The following is a 15,331-nucleotide window of genomic DNA, read 5'->3' on the forward strand; positions in this document are numbered from 1 at the left end:
TTGGAAATGTCGTGAGACCCACAGGTTGGACAGGTCATCTCGATTTCCATATGGCCTACTCCCTCAAAATCCAGGAATACAACGACGATGCCTTATTTCTCTCTATCCTTTACGTTAATCCACTACCTTTGACCAAACCTGCTTAGGCCGATTCGAATACCTCAATGGTCACCAGCCTGACCTCGTACTCTCCTCGGGGACTAATGGCGCCTAGAGCACCGATACAGTATGGCTAAAAACCTGGTTTCTTGGTCGCTGCTCTAACGACATGACTGGCATTCTAGCCGAGAAACCGGGTTTCTGTACCGGCGTTCTAGCTCGATAAATACGGGACGCTGAAATCAAACTCCACTAGCGTTTCATCGACATCTAAGGCGAGGAAATGGTCTAAAGCCATGTAGTACCACCGCAGCGATGAGGCCGGGTCAGCCTTCATCGGATTAAACCCTAGGGCTACTGCAAAGGCCTCCAAGTTGGGATGAATGGTAATGGTGTAGAGGTCACACAAATTGGGAAACTCTTGCTGCATCGCTCTCAACGTCGCCTGAGAGTCTGCCAAAAACTCACACACATGGCCGTAAGACCAGTACTGAGGCTTAAATTGCCAAGCCCGCACAAAGACCACATAGCAATCTGGGTCGCCCGACGATGCCAGCTCAATCGGGTCGGTATCCTCCAGTGTGACCAGATGCAGACTGGCGCTGGGGTGACTGTGGAACCTTTCCTCAGAATTGGGATGGGCGGGGTAAAACGCAGCAAACCCAACCGGCGCTTTATCCGTGACCTGCCTCAGCACCCTCAAACCCTTGGGATATTGAGTTGCCCATCGCCGCAAGACTCGGGTGATTTTGAACGACGCACCCTCGGTGCGCTGGCTGACCCAGCTATAGCTTTCATCCATAAACGACGCTACGAGGGGAGCATCTTTGCGGCCATCAAAGGCATCTGCCTCGACCTCGGTGGTGACGTCAGCGATTGTCTGGGGCAAAAAGCTGGGCGGAATTTGTAAATTAAGCTGAGACGGATAGCCGTCGTAGGTGGTTCGTTTCACCAAATGCTTTTTCACCAGCTGGTTGATCATCAGCCCGGCGGCGCGCTCACTCCCGCGAGGCTGGTCTGAATAAAACAGATCGGCGGCTTCGCGATGGGAGCAGGTGAGTTGGTTAACCTCTGGGTTGAGAGTCTGGATGGGGGCTGAGCCAGTCTCTCGTTGATAGCAGGCGTAGGCCCACAGCCTCACAAAGCAAATAGCCTGCCGCCGGGTCAACCCAGACTGGCCCGTCACCTGGTCTACGTAGCGATGCTGCACCGCTAACGGAAACCACCGATTAATCTCTCCAGCTGCGGGAACGTCGGGCATCGCAACCTCCTAAGGGGGCTGAATGGGGCGGTCATAGTCTTGTGCTGCGATGAAGCAAATCGTGACCGTGTCTGGAGTTTACCTCAAAAAACTTCACCCTACTTCACCCCTGCCTAGTCTGCTTCAGAAACCTGTATCTCTGATACAGAGACCTTTGGCCCCCTGCTGGCTAATCCTGGGCAGGGATAGATTTCGGCGGCATTGTAGTACCTAGATTGAGTTGCAGCCCCCGTAACATCGGCCCTGTAGATTTCCCTTTCCTGCAATTCACTGCTGATGCTATTTCACTGTGAGGTCAGAAGGGTGTTTGATACTACCATCCAATTTCAAAACCAGGCTACGTCGATTGATTTTCTCGCCATGCTGTTCGAGACCATGCTAGATCGGTTGTTTCCGTCTCAAGGGTTACTGCTGATCAGTCGCTCGGGGCATGTGATTCAGAGCAGCCCTAACGCTAGAACGCTTTGTCAGACCCTCCGCCCCGGCCATACCCCGATAAAGCAAGAATCTGGCTTGAGCTGGCCAGGGCGCTGGGCTTTGCCGCCTCAAATTCGGGCGCTATGCAAAGCGATGATTGACAGTCGCGCTGAGTTTCCCACTCAGCGCATACAGCTCCACGATGACATCGAAGTCGATGGCGAAGGCTGTATTCACCTCAATGGTGAATGGGTTGACTGGGGCGAGGCCGAGTCCACTTACTTGCTGATCACGTTAGAAAATCTGGCAGAGGTCTCGGTGCAGCGGGCCTTGTTTGACGCCCACCGCTATCAGCTGACCCCCCGGGAAACCGATGTTTGGCAGCTGGCGCTGCAGGGCTATTCCTACAGCGCGATCGCAGAGCAGCTCTTCATTAGCTTGAATACCGTCAAGCGTCACATGAAGAACATTCACGAGAAGCGGCGGCGGTAGTTGGTCTCAGGGGTGCGATCTGCAGGGAGGATAGGGTCAACCTTGTCCCTTCCTGCCTACCGCCCATCGCCAACGGCCTGATGATGAGCGCCTGCCCTTTTTAGCGCGGCCTCGACCTCCGGCACGGCTTTGGCAGACGGGCACAGATCGGCCAGGGTGCAGCCGCCGCAGTTGGGGTTGCGGGCCTTACATACCGCTCGTCCGTGGTACACCAGTCGAATCGACCAGTTCTCCCAGTCGGGTTGGGGCAACAGCTTGATCAGGTCGCGCTCGATTTTGACCGGGTCGCTGTGTTGGGTTAGCCCCAGCAGATTGCTGATGCGCTTGACGTGGGTATCGACCGTGACCCCAGCGTTGATGCCAAAGCCATGGGCCAGCACTACGTTGGCGGTCTTGCGGGCGATGCCCGGCAGACTGACCAGGTCTTCCATGCGTTTCGGCACGTCGCCGTTGAACTCGGTCACAATCTTCTGGCAGGCGGCGCGGATGTTTTTAGCCTTATTGCGGTAAAAGCCCGTGGATTTGACCAGGCCTTCTAAATCCTCCAGGTTGGCCTCGGCAAAGGCGTAGACATCGGGGTAGGCGGCAAACAGGGCCGGGGTGACCAGGTTGACCCGCTCATCGGTGCATTGGGCTGCCAGCATGGTGGCTACCATCAGCTGGAGCGGATTGGCAAAATCTAAGGAGCAGGGGGCGTCGGGGTACAACCGCTTGAGGCGAATGAGAATTTCCAGCGCCCGCTGTTTTTTAGACGCTCGCCGCTGGTTGGGCATGGCAGAAGGGTGGATGGGTGGATGGGTGGCGTGGGTCAAACCTTAGATCCCTGAGCGCTGTCAAGGCAGAACTATATGACCCACGGAATCGTCAGCGCAGATTTTGGAAGATTTCGAGTTGAGACGTATCGCGGACGATGAGAAAGACGCCCAGTCCCAGCAGCAGCACTAGCCCGGTTTGCATGACATTCTCCTGGATGCGATCGGGCAGAGGCTTGCCGCCGCGCAGCGCCTCGATCGCCAGAAAGGCCAGCTGCCCACCATCCAGCGCGGGCAGGGGCAAAATGTTGATAATCGCCAGGTTAATGCTGATGATGGCGGCAAATGGGAACAGCATAGTAGCGCTGTTCTTGGCCAGCTTGGCTCCCTGCTCGACAATTTGAACTGGCCCGGCCACTTGACCTGACATTTCGCCGAAGTTGGTCACTAACTGTACAAAGCCCTTTACGGTCCGCACCAGGGTGTCCTGGAACTGCTGCGCCGCCAGGGTAAAGACTTCGATCGGGTTTTTGGGGCGACGATAGCCGAAGTCGCCATTGGACTGGAGCTGCACCCCAATCACCGCAGTGCCGTCGGGGCCAATCTCGGGCGTTACCGATACATCCACTTTGCGATCGCCGCGCTGCACGGTGAGCTGTACCGGCTGGTTGGGGCTATCTTTGATCAACTGAATAAAACCAGGAATAGCCTCTTCGCCAGCATCAATGGGTTCACCGTTGGCGGCGATGAACACGTCGCCAGGGCGAATACCCGCCTGCCCCGCCGGAGAGCGTTCGGAGATCACCTGGGGCACCAAAATGCCGGGCTGGGGGTTAAAGGTTTCGGGAATGCCCACGGCGGTGAACTGGGCCACAAACACCAGGTAGGCAAACACCAGGTTGGCAATGACTCCGGCACTGATCACGATCGCACGATCTAAAATCGGGCGATTTTTCAGCAGATCGGGGTCGTTGGTGGGGATATCGCTGTCGGGGTCGTCGTCGGGGAAACCCACAAAGCCTCCCAGGGGAATCGCCCGCAGAGAGTATTCGGTCTCGGCCCCCTGAAACTTCCACAGGATGGGGCCAAAGCCAATGGCAAAGCGGTTAACGTGAATGCCCTGGAGGCGAGCGGCTGTAAAGTGCCCGGCCTCGTGGACGGCTACCAGCAGTGCAATGACCGCGATCGCAGCTAAAACCGACATAGACAAACCCGATAGGTTAAGAACAGTCTTCCTATTCTAACGTTGCTTCACCCCTACACCGGGATCGAGCCTGACTGGCGGGGTACGGCTATCCGTCAAGTTGTACCCCGCCGGATACAAACCGCGCCGTCCAAACTCCCAAGTCGGAGTCGGGTAGCGCCGCTCGGAGCTTCGTCGCCAGAGCCTCTGCCGCAGCCTCCGACTCGGCCAGGGTAAACACCGATGGGCCAGACCCCGACATCAACGTGCCCATGCCACCCAGGTCGGCCATAGCAGTCTTGAGCGCCGCAGTCTTGGGGTGGGCGGGCAGCACCACTTTCTCAAAGTCATTGTACAGATGCTGGCCCAGTTCTTTTGGATTGCGATGGGATACAGCGGTTACTATTTCACCCGATCGCACCTGCGACTGCCGCTCTTGCCAGCTTTGAGCATCGGCTAAGTAGGTCGTGCCGTACTGGGCCTGGTAGGTCTTGTAAGCCCAGGGGGTGGAGACAAACTCCGACTCGTACTTGGCCAGCACCAGATGCAGGTCGTCGATGCCGGGTAGCGGGTCGAGCTGCTCACCGCGTCCGGTGGCGATCGCCGTGCCCCCCGACACGCAGAAGGGTATATCTGACCCCAGTACGGCTCCCAGTTCTTGCAGCTCCGATTGGGTCAACCCCAAATTCCACAGCAGGTCTAGCCCCACCAGCACGGCGGCAGCGTTAGATGAGCCACCCGCCAGCCCTGCCCCCACTGGAATTTGCTTCTCGATGGTGATTTCGACGCCGCCCAGCTTGGCCATTACTCCCGGAAATTGCTCCACTACCAGGGCCGCCGCCCGATAGGCCAGATTGGTCTCATCGGCGGGCACCAGGGGATGGTCGCAGCGTACCCGGATTTCGTCGATGCCGATGCTGCGGACGGTGACGCGATCGCACAGACTGACGCTCTGCATCACCATAATCAGCTCGTGAAAGCCATCGGGGCGGCTGCCCACAATTTCGAGATAGAGATTAATTTTGGCAGCGGCCAACAACGAATAAAAGCGCATGGGAGGTTAGAACCAGAGCATTAGCAGAGGTGCTTCAGGATTGTATTACTCAGCGCCACCCATTGCTCAATGCTGAGGTCTTCGCCCCGGGCGGTGGGTTCAATGGCTAAGTCGGTCATCATGGCCTCAAGTGCGATGCGATCGATCACGCCCTTGAAGTTGTTGCGCAGCATCTTGCGCTTACTGCCAAAACCCAGCTTCACCAGGCGATCGAACCCGGCTAGATCCTCGGACAGGGTCACCGGAGAACGCGGCGTCAGCTTCACCACCGCCGAATCGACCTGGGGCGGCGGCTGAAAAGCCTTAGCGGGCACCGGGCAGACCAGCTCGCAGTCGGCTAAATACTGCACTCGCACCGACAGCGCCCCAAAGGCCTTGGTGCCGGGTTTGGCATACAGTCGCTGGGCGACTTCCTTCTGCACCAGCAGCACAATCACGTCGTAAGGTTCAGGATTTGGCGCCGCCAGGGTGCCCAACAGCTTTTCCAAAATCGGCCCGGTGATGTAGTAAGGAATATTGGCGACAACCTTATTAGGAAGGCCAAAGTCAAAGTATTTGTCCTGTGAGACAGCGGCGATATCAAGCTCGAGAATGTCGCTGGGCACCAGGCGAAAGTTGTCGTGCTTAGCAAACTGATGGTTGAGCTTGCGGATCAGGTCGCGATCGATCTCAACCGCCACTACGGCGTTGGCCAGGGGCAGCAGCCAGCGGGTCAGGGCACCGGTGCCGGGGCCAATTTCGAGCACCGTGTCTTGCCGGGTGACAGCGGCGGCCTCGAGCATACGGTGGAGCACCGTTTCATCGGTGAGCCAGTGCTGGCCAAAGCGCTTGCGAGTACGTTGCGAAAACATGACTTCTCCTCCAGGATTTGGAGCCCTCTAGCTGGGTGCCGACCATCTGCCTTACTGGCGTCTCGCTCCTGACTCCGATATCCCCAGTTCTACCAGCGTCCCGGCCCAAGCGGCTGCCCGATCTTACGATGCAGTGTTTTAGTGCATCTAGTACTCGAAGGCTGAAATATGTCCACCGTTCCAGATTGCTGGCTCCCAAGCTCCCTAGCTCCCTAGCTCCCTAGCTCCCAAGCTCCCTAGCCCTGATGTCCACCGTTCCAGATTACTTGGCTCCCTAGTCCTGATGTCCACCGTTCCAGATTACTTGGCTCCCTAGCTCCCAAGCTCGCTAGCCCTGATGTCCACGTCAGGCACTTGCCATCGCCGCGAGAATGCCAAAGCCAAGGAACAACACACCGCCCAAAGCCGTTATTAGCCGCTCAGAAAGGCGTCCGGCGATGAGTTTGCCGCAGGCCACCGCAATGGCGGCACAAATGGCATGGCCCAGCATCGCTCCCAACAGTACCCCGTAGGGATGATGGGTAGAGGCCAGGGTAATGGTGGCAATTTGGGTGCGATCGCCCCATTCAGCCATAAAGGTCAGGGTAAACGCTTCTAGCACAACTGCTCTGGCGGGCCAAGCGGTGATGCCTTGTTCGCGCTGTTCAACGGCAGCCAAGGCATCGGCCTGCTCTCCATCCAGGGTTGCTTGGCTCGACATGCGACTGGCATCATAAAGCAGTTTTAACCCGAAGCCAATAAACAGCGCTACGGTAATGGCTTTGACGTAATGCTGAGGAAAAATCGAGGCAACTTGACCCATCAAAACTGACAGTAAGGTCATGACAATAAGCGCCGCCGTCACCCCAGCAAATACCCACCGGCGGGGATGGCGCATGGCCAAAATGGCTGCAATAAAAAAGGTTTTATCCCCAAGTTCTGACAGCCCAATCAGCAGTAACCCAGAGGTGAATCCTGTCACAAAGTTCATGCTCTACTCTTCCTAGGAATGGAATGAGCAGGCATGACGGATATCTAAACAGACCCCACCAAGCCCACTCTTTCCGTGGACTCAGTGAAGGTCTCGCTGACAAATTAGGAAAAATCTAATTTGCTATCTGAACCAGGCTCATCACCAGTATGTTGATTCAGATAACGGGCGATTGCCCAAGCTACTCCCCTTCAATGGCTACCAGAATACCATGATGTAGATCAAGGGTGGCGAAAAACAGCAGCGATGTACAGTACAGTCCAAAGGGAACAGGGAGTAGGTGACAGGGAACAGAGTGTACTTGTTTCACTTGCACACCGCTATATCTCCTGGCGATCGCTCAAGCCCGAGTGACCTTGCTATGATCCTGATATCACCGTCATTACGGTTGCTGACCTATGACTGTTGCCCTGTCCACCCCTCTCAGTCAAATTGTGCTGTCTCCCGGCAGCGCCATGACCGTGTCGGGGTTGAGTTGGCCGCACTATCAGCTGCTTTTAGCGGAGTTCGGGGATGACCGGGCGACTCGATTGGCCTATAACCATGGGAGCCTGGAGATTCGCATGCCTAGCCAGCTCCATGAAATTGTCAATCGGCTGTTGAGCAAGATTATTTTTGCTTTGGCAGAAGCGTTGGGGCTAGAGCTAGTGGATCTGGGTTCAACAACGTGGAACCGGGAGGATCTGGATAAAGGCATTGAACCGGACAGCTGCTTTTTTATTCAAAATGCTGGTCGAGTTCAGGGGTTGAACCCTGAGATCCCTGAGAATTTGTCCCCTGATTTGGCGATTGAGGTGGATATTGCCCGTGCCTCAGACCGCAAACTCAGCATCTACCAGGCGCTGGGGGTGCCAGAGCTGTGGGTGTATAGCCAGGGTAATGTCAAAATTTTGGACTTGCGGCATGAGCAAATTCACCCAGTGGATAGAAGCTTAGCCTTTTCAATCGTATCGGCTCAGCAGCTTCAGATGTGGATTGAGTTGCGAGAAACCCAGACTGATTTGGCCGTAGTGCAGGCCGTACGACGGTTTGTGGAAAACTTGTAGCCCGACGACAGACAGCATCTTGACCGCTCGCTATCAGGCTGTCGCCAATTTCAATCAGGCCATGTTAGAAGGAGTTTTCCAGCGATCGCCCCAGGCAGATTTTTAAAGCGCCTTTGAAGCCAGACGTTTTTGCGATCGCAGTTCAGCAAAACCGTATTTTGATCAGCCCCGATCGCAAAAGGATGCCTATAGATGACTTGAGCTGTATCCAGTGCCGACGGGCGGGTTAACGTTCCCGTTCACCCGCCGCTAGTAACCTTTCAGACTCACCAGCCAACTGCATCCGGTTCGATATGCAACGGGATTGTTCGCCGATATCTCGTTGCCGCTTACCCTTCCGGTGTCACATCCTCAATACTTTGTGAATTTTCCTCATCCAAAGGAAGATTGCGAATTCCCTCCCTGTTGGGGAAAAAATCGACCCTATTGAGATCAATCATTCTCACTCTGCGATTATGTTGCGTGTGATAGTAATACTTGAGATTTTGGGTGTCAGCGGCAGTGGTCCAGAGTGTTGAGCTCCGCATTCCCTGCAACAACTCGAGATTTGCCTCCGGCCCTTCGGCAGAACCCAAGGGCAAATTGAAGTTGTCCAAAATGCGAAACACCTCATAAACCGTTTCGTCAGCATCGGGCGTTTCCCGAGCCGTCTGTGTAAAGGCCACGGCGCGAACAAAACGTGAGGGCGGAGTATTGTCCCCTGGCAGGCCGATGAAACCGCTCCCGGCTCCTAAGGGTGCAAAGTCAAGATCTTCTATTCTTTGGGTCGGCAGTGAAACAGCTGACAAATTGATGTAGTTACGGAGGTTTGTCATATGCCAGTCAAAATTGGGTGCATTAGTCAGCACTCGCAGCGGATTGTCGAAGATGTGCAATTCCCCCCCAAGGTATTGGATCACGATCGCTTCGCCATTGGAGTCTATTACGGTCCAGTGCAAGGGGGGTGGTTCACCCAGGGCAGGTTCTAAAACAGGCACAACACGTATCTTTGCCAGCCCCTCACGGACTTCATCAACCGTCGCAAACGTTGTGAGAATGTAATTGGCTACTTCTGCCGAACTCATAGATATGTCAGCCAAGGTAGGATCGTAAGGTTGGAACTCGGCAAAGCCGGGAAGATAAAGGACACCTACCACCAGTCCTGCTTCGTTCATTCCGTCGGTAATATAGTCCTTTTTAATCGCATCCAGGCCGACGACACCATACCGAGTCTTCCAAGTAAGGCCAGACTTTCCGTCTGGCGTGTGGCCCTGCAACGGAGTCTCACGGGGAATAATCGCGACACGGGAATGGAGATCAAATGCACCCCATTCCATCGTTCGGCCATATACGATCGCGCCATCTTCTGCCTGTAAGGCAATGCTTGTGCAGGCCAAAGCTGGCTTGTGAAAAAAACCAGGAAGAGCTAATGCCAAACAAAGCGAGCTAATGAATGACTGTTTTATGAAGTTCATTCGTGTTTCCTGTCTTTTGTGTTTAGGATGACTGTTAAAACAGTACGCCTTTGTTGTCTTTGGTAGAGAGGTCGATCGAGTCGCTTTCTCTATGGCTAACGGTACCCATCACCCGCCGCAGACAACCTCTAATACTCACAGATACCGTCTCGGCGGTCGGTGTGCATTGGGGTTGTTATGCTGCGCTGCTACATCTGCCCTAGCAGCTTGTCGTACTCTGTATGTGAACCGATCCAAAACCAGATCACTGTATCTCCATCTATCTGACCTACCGCCCGGTAGTTTTTGTTGATACGGGCAGAATAAATCGGTAACTCTGGATGCACTTTTTTGAAGCGTAGACTTGGATAGCTCGGAGCTTCCTGGAACTGGCGATAGGCTGCGCGAGCCTGTTGTTGAACCTGTTTAGGCAATTCAGCAAACAACTTACGAAACTGGACAGTGGTGCGTGACTTCACAGCGTCTCTGGATTAAGTTCCTGGGTTTCACCGGCATGATACTCAGCCATTGCTGAAGCTGCGAGTTGGGCAAGAATATCCGGAGAACGGGAGAATGCGTCATCCCAACGACGTTCATCCTCAATTTCCTCGAGGATGATTGAAGCAATTGCGTTCTGCTCACTTTCAGGTAAGGCTTGTAACCTGGCGATCGCACGCTCAAGTAACTCAGTCATTGCTACCCCACTCAGCACTTTATACTTATCCTATCTATTATCGCTGTTCTCAGGCAGCTTGAGCATAGACCGAACATGTTCTTGAAAAGCGGGTAGACCGCCCTGATCCTGCCAATGTTGTTGAAAAGTGGGCATCGTCTCCAAAAGCATCACATCACCACCTTGATAGGCTTTTACCGAATAACCGAATACCTCATCTGCTCTTGCAGAACTCGGTGGATCTTGCCAATTAATCACCCACAGCACTTCAACAATTCGATAGATGTTGAAATCACCTCGCCAGTCCTCACGCTCTGACTTGTAATCAAGTATCTTGACAAGATGAGTAACATAGCCACTTTGGCGAATTAGAATCAGATCTTCTCGCTGCGGTTTGTTGACATTACCTTCATCATCTTTCCAAGCTAGCTTGAAAAGGTTCCCGGCCTTGAACGTTTGGCAAGCCCAATTCTCCTCATTCTTTGGCTTTACATTCTTTCTTTGTCCATCTCAAACTTTGTAGGTTCATGTATTAACTTCAGCGATAACACCAACAGGTCAACTTCCAGTTGCGCCCCACCAATAACTCAGCGGCATAACGTTCCCAGTCAGCGGTTGCCAGTGTTTTTCGTATCCCCCAACCGAGCTCAACAATCCGCTGCACTGGGGTTGTTATGCCGCAGCAATCGTCGTTTCTAGATACGACATCAATTGACAACTATTGATGCGCTTCCATGTAAGCTCGCAGCAATTGGTTTATCTGGGTTTGATAGCCCCGACCATGAGACTTAAACCACTCCAACACATCGCCATCAATGCGGAGCGTGACTTGTACCTTGGCTTTTGTAGCAGGTAAGCCCCGTCGCACTACCGCCTTAGCAAACATTTCTGGCGTAATCTCTGGGCAATCCGATAAATCAATATCTTCATCGCTCATCGCATCCAATCGTTGCCAATCAGTTTGAGAGTTGCTGGAAGTAAATTCGTTGTTCATATTTCGTCGCTTTTCTTGCAGAAATAATACGGATGCAATCCTCACGTTCTGTATGGACAACGGCAATCACGCGCCCTTGTAATAAGCCGAATGTGACAAAACGCTCCTCTCCATAATCGTAACGATTGTCCTCAACCGTCGCGATATCGCCATCAAACACGGCGGGAACATCGATGAAATCTACTCCATGCTTACGAAGATTAGCCAGACGTTTTGCTTCATCCCATTCATATTCCATAACCGAAGGACAACTACAATAACCAATTGTAGTTACAAATTGTCGTTACAGCCACCTACTCCAAGTTAATCTGATTATGAAGGCCACACAAGCAACTTCAATCTACTGCCACAACCGAGGACGTGCGGTATGACGTTCCGGTTGAGCGGGCTGTGTCGAATGACGTTTATTTCAGAACCTGTGAGGCTTGCAGGTCCGGTGCAACAGATGGTTATGCAAGCTATTGAATGGGAGGAAGAACGTCTTGAAAGAGAATTTGTAGCAGCGCTGAGCCTTCCGGGCGACTCCAATCGGCGGCCAGCTCCGCCATCATCGTATTGGTGGCTGTCAACACCACACCCGCTTTCTCCATTCGGCGACGAGACATCTCCTCCGAAACGTTATGGGGCGAGCCAGAAGCATCCATGACAGCCTGAACGGAATAGCCTTCTTCAACGGCATTGATACTTGGGTAGACGAGACACACGTCAGTTGTCACACCAGCCATGATCAAATTTTTGCGTCCGGTTCGCTCAACCGCTGACTTGAAGGCTAAATCAGCCCAAGCATTGACGATGCCCGCGCGTTTTATCCGGGCCGCAAATGCATCTGGCAAAATTTCTTCGAGTTCAGGCATCAAAGGCCCCTGAGCATTTTGTTCCTGACTACTTGTTAGTACAACAGGAAGGTTGAGTATCTCGGCTGTTTTTGCCAGGGCGATCGTATTAGTGCGTACTCTGTCCAATGGAATGTTCTTGATTAACTTCATGGTGCCGACCTGGTGATCGATCAGTAGCAACGCTGAATTTTCGCTCGAGAAGGTATTCATCTGGGGAAATTCCCTTTCTAAAGACGGAATGTGACGAAGTGCGTGATGTGAAAGAAATCGGAATCGGTTGAGCTTGGGTTAGGCAGTCTACAGCGCTGTTGGCGAGTCGCGCGGCTGATGACTGGGGAATTGGGTGGATACTTGATGGCGCTCCTCTGGCTCTGACTGAGCACGGGGGCGTAAGATGCGCTGGGGGCTGGAAAAGACCAAGAATTTTGCCTTGGCTGATGCCGATCGCACGAAGGACAGCGCCTGATCTTCTAAGGCTTTATCGGGCAGCATAAACCGCTGGTACTGTCGATAGTGTTCAGCCCAGGTCTCGACAATAAAGCATTCCACGAATCGATCGGCGATCGCAGTATCTTGCCACAGGTCCCAGCGGATCGCCCCGTCTCGTTCACGCACATGACGTAGCGCATGAATCGACTCTACAAAAGACTGAACATGCTCCGGTGCAACATCATACTCCAGCATCACGAGTACCGGACCATCACCGGGCTCCGGCTGCACGGCTAGCGTCGTTTCAAAGGGAGCATGGGCCGGACTAAGATCAAGCTGCTCCACAGCCCGCAGCCTTAGAGGAAACGCCGCGACTAGGCTGACCACCATTCCTAGCGCTGCAATTGCTAGAGTAGCGCTTGTCCCCAGGCCCATAGCCACGGTTCCCCAGATCAGGCTACCCAGGGCCATGCTTCCCTGCATAACGAGTTGAAACAGGCTGAGTGCCCTGGCCCGCACCCATTCCGGCACGGCCTTGGTGGCCCCAATACTGAAGCTCGACATCAGGGCAATCCAGGCGATCCCGGCAACGCCCATCAGCAAGCAAATGCCCACAAAGCTGGTCCAGCGTGACAGCCCCAGCAATACGATTCCGTAAAGCAACGTTGCCGTCAGCACTACCTTATCAGTTGACATCTTTTGGTAGAGCGGTGGCAGCCCGAATGCTCCAAGAATAGAGCCTATACCCATAACCCCAAACAAGATACCAAAGGCGTCCGAACCCAGTTGCAGATCGTATCGCACCAGGACCGGTAGCAAAGCCCACAGGGCACTGCCTGCCAGCATAAACAATCCGGTCCGCCACAGCACTATCTGTAGCGGACCAGCATGAAGGGCATAGCGAATCCCGGCTCGCATGGCTCCCAGCATTTGCTCTGGCATGAGCTGATCGCGCTGGGGTGGAGGCGGCCCGGTTTGTAACAGAAGAATCAGGGCTACGCCCACCCCCAAATTGAGCAAGAATACGGCCCAGGGACCCAGCGCTGCCACGATCACACCAGCCATAACCGGCCCAATGGCACGGGCTACATCCATACTGCTACCCTGCAGGGTCAGCGCCGCCTTGAGTTCAGCCGCAGGCACAATCTCCGGGATAACCACCTGCCAGATTGGGCTGCTAGCTGCCGTTCCCAGCCCCAGCAAAAAAGTAAACACCAGCAGCATCCCTGGCGTCATGCCACCCAATAGGGTAAGCGTCGTCAGGCAGCCCAGCACAACCACCTGCCATAGCTGGGTCGCGATCAGTAGCTTGCGTCGGTCAACAATATCCGCCAGCGCCCCCGCCGGAAGCCCGATCAAAAATGCTGGCAAGCTGGTCGCCGTTTGCATCAAGCTCACCATCAGCGGCGAGGGAGAAAGGGAGGTCATCAACCAGGTGGAGGCGATGCTATACATCCACAGCCCTAGGTTAGCCATCAGCGAGGCCAGCCAGATCCGCTGAAAGATCTTGTTTTTGAGTGGGGCTAGACCACTGGAAAGGTTTTGCTCAGAAGACTGATTAGCCGTTAGAGTTGTCTCAGGAGAGGCAGGATGAGTTGCCATAACATTCTTCAATGGAAAGAGGACGTTTAAGGTATGCCAGGCGAAACTAAACCGGATTACGACTATTAAAAAATATGAACAACACAGGAATGACAGTGTAAAGAGCAATACTGATAATGGGCACCAAAAAAGACATCCCAAAGGCTAATCCGTACAAGAATAGACCCGCCAGATAGTCTTTAGTCATGGTCTGCACGATGGAACTGCGAATCCCTTCATGCAGCATAGCTGGATGGCACTGAACATAGAGCCATAGCATGTTAAAAGTAACGGCATTTGCCAGCAGCACCCCACCATAGACAGAAATTGCCACCTGGGTTTGAGGATATTCCCCCAGCAGTGCGGTGGGAAAAGGGATAAAGGCCAGACACATGAGAAACAGCAGGTTGAGCCATAAACAAATGCGATCACACCGTTGCAATAGGTGAAACACATTGTGATGGGCCACCCAATAGATAGCAATCATCAAAAAGCTGGCGATATAGCCTAACAGCTTAGGCAACAACGCTACTAGGGCCGTGAGCAACTGGTCATTTGCCAGCCTAGATGACAGCTCAGGCACTCGAAGTTCCAGCACTAATAGCGTAATCACAATGGCAAAAACGCCATCGCTTAGAGCTTCCAATCGACTGGGCGAAACCTCTAGTAATCGTTGGACATGAATGCTGTGACGAATCTGCATAATCGCTGAAGAAATAAACGGTTAGCACAAATAATTCTCTATTGTGACGATAGACCTTAAAACTCCACCTGGTTAGAGATGCTAATCTTAGAACCCAACTTAGCGCAGACAGGAAAGCTATTTGAAAGATTTAAGAATTCATGGGATCCCAGAAATCTCTTTTGATCCACTGTGTTTTCCCAATAATTAACTTCCCAAATTTGGGGCAAATAAGGGGCAGAGTACGTTTCCCGAAGAAAAGGAGAGCTTGCCAAAAGAGGAAAAGTGATGAACCGTCTAAGGAGCAAAACAAAACTCTGGGGATTATTGTCAGGGGTGATTTATACTCACTCCTCTGTTTGAACGGATACAAATGACGGTAAAACTTAACCTGATTGGCGTCCTTAGTGGCGAGCGAGCGTCGTAGAGGTAAATATTGTGTCCACTTAGTGTCGGGTAAAGGAGGAGGTTTTGTACATAGCCCCCTCCCTCCCCTCAGAACCGTGCATACGACTTTCACCGTACACGGCTCAAGCAACGTCTTGAGATTCAGTGTCCTCGATTCTTAACAACCCTTA

The 15,331-nt window shown here is 53.4% G+C and carries 17 protein-coding genes; 2 read left to right on the forward strand and 15 right to left on the reverse strand.

Annotated elements, in window-relative coordinates:
- Window positions 1–313 precede the first annotated feature (313 nt).
- Window positions 314–1,360 carry a hypothetical protein gene (locus tag IQ254_RS23625; protein ID WP_193968611.1) on the reverse strand — a complete coding sequence of 349 codons (1,047 nt, stop codon included), beginning with the start codon at window positions 1,358–1,360 and terminating at the stop codon, window positions 314–316.
- Between the two features lie 303 nt (window positions 1,361–1,663).
- On the opposite strand from IQ254_RS23625, the gene IQ254_RS33240 reads away from it, so the two are divergent.
- Window positions 1,664–2,269 (forward strand): helix-turn-helix transcriptional regulator, encoded by a 606-nt coding sequence (locus tag IQ254_RS33240; protein ID WP_193968612.1) that lies wholly within the window; start codon window positions 1,664–1,666, stop codon window positions 2,267–2,269.
- Between the two features lie 56 nt (window positions 2,270–2,325).
- Here IQ254_RS33240 and nth read toward each other — a convergent pair whose 3' ends face one another.
- The 5 genes from nth to IQ254_RS23655 all read right to left on the reverse strand — a co-directional run bounded on the left by nth (window position 2,326) and on the right by IQ254_RS23655 (window position 7,079).
- Window positions 2,326–3,042 carry an endonuclease III gene (nth, locus tag IQ254_RS23635; protein WP_193968626.1) on the reverse strand — a complete coding sequence of 239 codons (717 nt, stop codon included), beginning with the start codon at window positions 3,040–3,042 and terminating at the stop codon, window positions 2,326–2,328.
- 91 nt (window positions 3,043–3,133) lie between these two features.
- Complete coding sequence (gene rseP / locus IQ254_RS23640) at window positions 3,134–4,225, reverse strand: RIP metalloprotease RseP (RefSeq protein WP_193968613.1); 1,092 nt, start codon at window positions 4,223–4,225, stop codon at window positions 3,134–3,136.
- 88 nt (window positions 4,226–4,313) lie between these two features.
- The gene (ispE, locus tag IQ254_RS23645; protein ID WP_193968614.1) at window positions 4,314–5,258 is read right to left on the reverse strand and encodes a 4-(cytidine 5'-diphospho)-2-C-methyl-D-erythritol kinase; all 945 of its coding nucleotides are present in this window, start codon (window positions 5,256–5,258) and stop codon (window positions 4,314–4,316) included.
- Window positions 5,259–5,278: 20 nt separating this feature from the next.
- Window positions 5,279–6,109: a 16S rRNA (adenine(1518)-N(6)/adenine(1519)-N(6))-dimethyltransferase RsmA gene (gene rsmA / locus IQ254_RS23650; protein WP_193968615.1), complete on the reverse strand. Its 831-nt coding sequence runs from the start codon at window positions 6,107–6,109 to the stop codon at window positions 5,279–5,281.
- Window positions 6,110–6,455: 346 nt separating this feature from the next.
- The gene (locus IQ254_RS23655) at window positions 6,456–7,079 is read right to left on the reverse strand and encodes a TMEM165/GDT1 family protein (RefSeq protein WP_193968616.1); all 624 of its coding nucleotides are present in this window, start codon (window positions 7,077–7,079) and stop codon (window positions 6,456–6,458) included.
- A 398-nt stretch (window positions 7,080–7,477) separates the two neighbouring features.
- Here IQ254_RS23655 and IQ254_RS23660 point away from each other — a divergent pair, with 398 nt between their 5' ends.
- Window positions 7,478–8,125, forward strand: a complete 648-nt coding sequence (locus IQ254_RS23660; protein WP_193968617.1) for a Uma2 family endonuclease — start codon at window positions 7,478–7,480, stop codon at window positions 8,123–8,125.
- A 329-nt stretch (window positions 8,126–8,454) separates the two neighbouring features.
- Here IQ254_RS23660 and IQ254_RS23665 read toward each other — a convergent pair whose 3' ends face one another.
- The 9 genes from IQ254_RS23665 to IQ254_RS23705 form a co-directional block, all read right to left on the reverse strand.
- Window positions 8,455–9,579 (reverse strand): linear amide C-N hydrolase, encoded by a 1,125-nt coding sequence (locus IQ254_RS23665; protein WP_193968618.1) that lies wholly within the window; start codon window positions 9,577–9,579, stop codon window positions 8,455–8,457.
- A 188-nt stretch (window positions 9,580–9,767) separates the two neighbouring features.
- Window positions 9,768–10,037 (reverse strand): type II toxin-antitoxin system RelE/ParE family toxin, encoded by a 270-nt coding sequence (locus IQ254_RS23670; RefSeq protein ID WP_193968619.1) that lies wholly within the window; start codon window positions 10,035–10,037, stop codon window positions 9,768–9,770.
- Window positions 10,034–10,252 carry a hypothetical protein gene (locus IQ254_RS23675; RefSeq protein WP_193968620.1) on the reverse strand — a complete coding sequence of 73 codons (219 nt, stop codon included), beginning with the start codon at window positions 10,250–10,252 and terminating at the stop codon, window positions 10,034–10,036. Before IQ254_RS23675 ends, IQ254_RS23670 begins: the two co-directional genes overlap by 4 nt.
- A 30-nt stretch (window positions 10,253–10,282) precedes the next feature.
- On the reverse strand, window positions 10,283–10,489 hold the full coding sequence (locus IQ254_RS33245) for a hypothetical protein (protein WP_228041025.1): 207 nt from the start codon (window positions 10,487–10,489) through the stop codon (window positions 10,283–10,285).
- 460 nt (window positions 10,490–10,949) lie between these two features.
- Complete coding sequence (locus tag IQ254_RS23685; RefSeq protein WP_193968621.1) at window positions 10,950–11,225, reverse strand: BrnA antitoxin family protein; 276 nt, start codon at window positions 11,223–11,225, stop codon at window positions 10,950–10,952.
- Window positions 11,188–11,463, reverse strand: coding sequence for a BrnT family toxin (locus IQ254_RS23690; RefSeq protein ID WP_193968622.1), 276 nt, complete (start codon window positions 11,461–11,463; stop codon window positions 11,188–11,190). Before IQ254_RS23690 ends, IQ254_RS23685 begins: the two co-directional genes overlap by 38 nt.
- 220 nt (window positions 11,464–11,683) lie before the next feature.
- The gene (locus IQ254_RS23695; protein ID WP_193968623.1) at window positions 11,684–12,271 is read right to left on the reverse strand and encodes an isochorismatase family protein; all 588 of its coding nucleotides are present in this window, start codon (window positions 12,269–12,271) and stop codon (window positions 11,684–11,686) included.
- An 87-nt stretch (window positions 12,272–12,358) separates the two neighbouring features.
- Complete coding sequence (locus IQ254_RS23700; RefSeq protein ID WP_193968624.1) at window positions 12,359–14,092, reverse strand: MFS transporter; 1,734 nt, start codon at window positions 14,090–14,092, stop codon at window positions 12,359–12,361.
- A 46-nt stretch (window positions 14,093–14,138) separates the two neighbouring features.
- Window positions 14,139–14,774: a TMEM175 family protein gene (locus IQ254_RS23705; protein ID WP_193968625.1), complete on the reverse strand. Its 636-nt coding sequence runs from the start codon at window positions 14,772–14,774 to the stop codon at window positions 14,139–14,141.
- Window positions 14,775–15,331: the final 557 nt, after the last annotated feature.

Source organism: Nodosilinea sp. LEGE 07088 (assembly GCF_015207395.1).
Lineage (GTDB): Bacteria > Cyanobacteriota > Cyanobacteriia > Phormidesmidales > Phormidesmidaceae > Nodosilinea.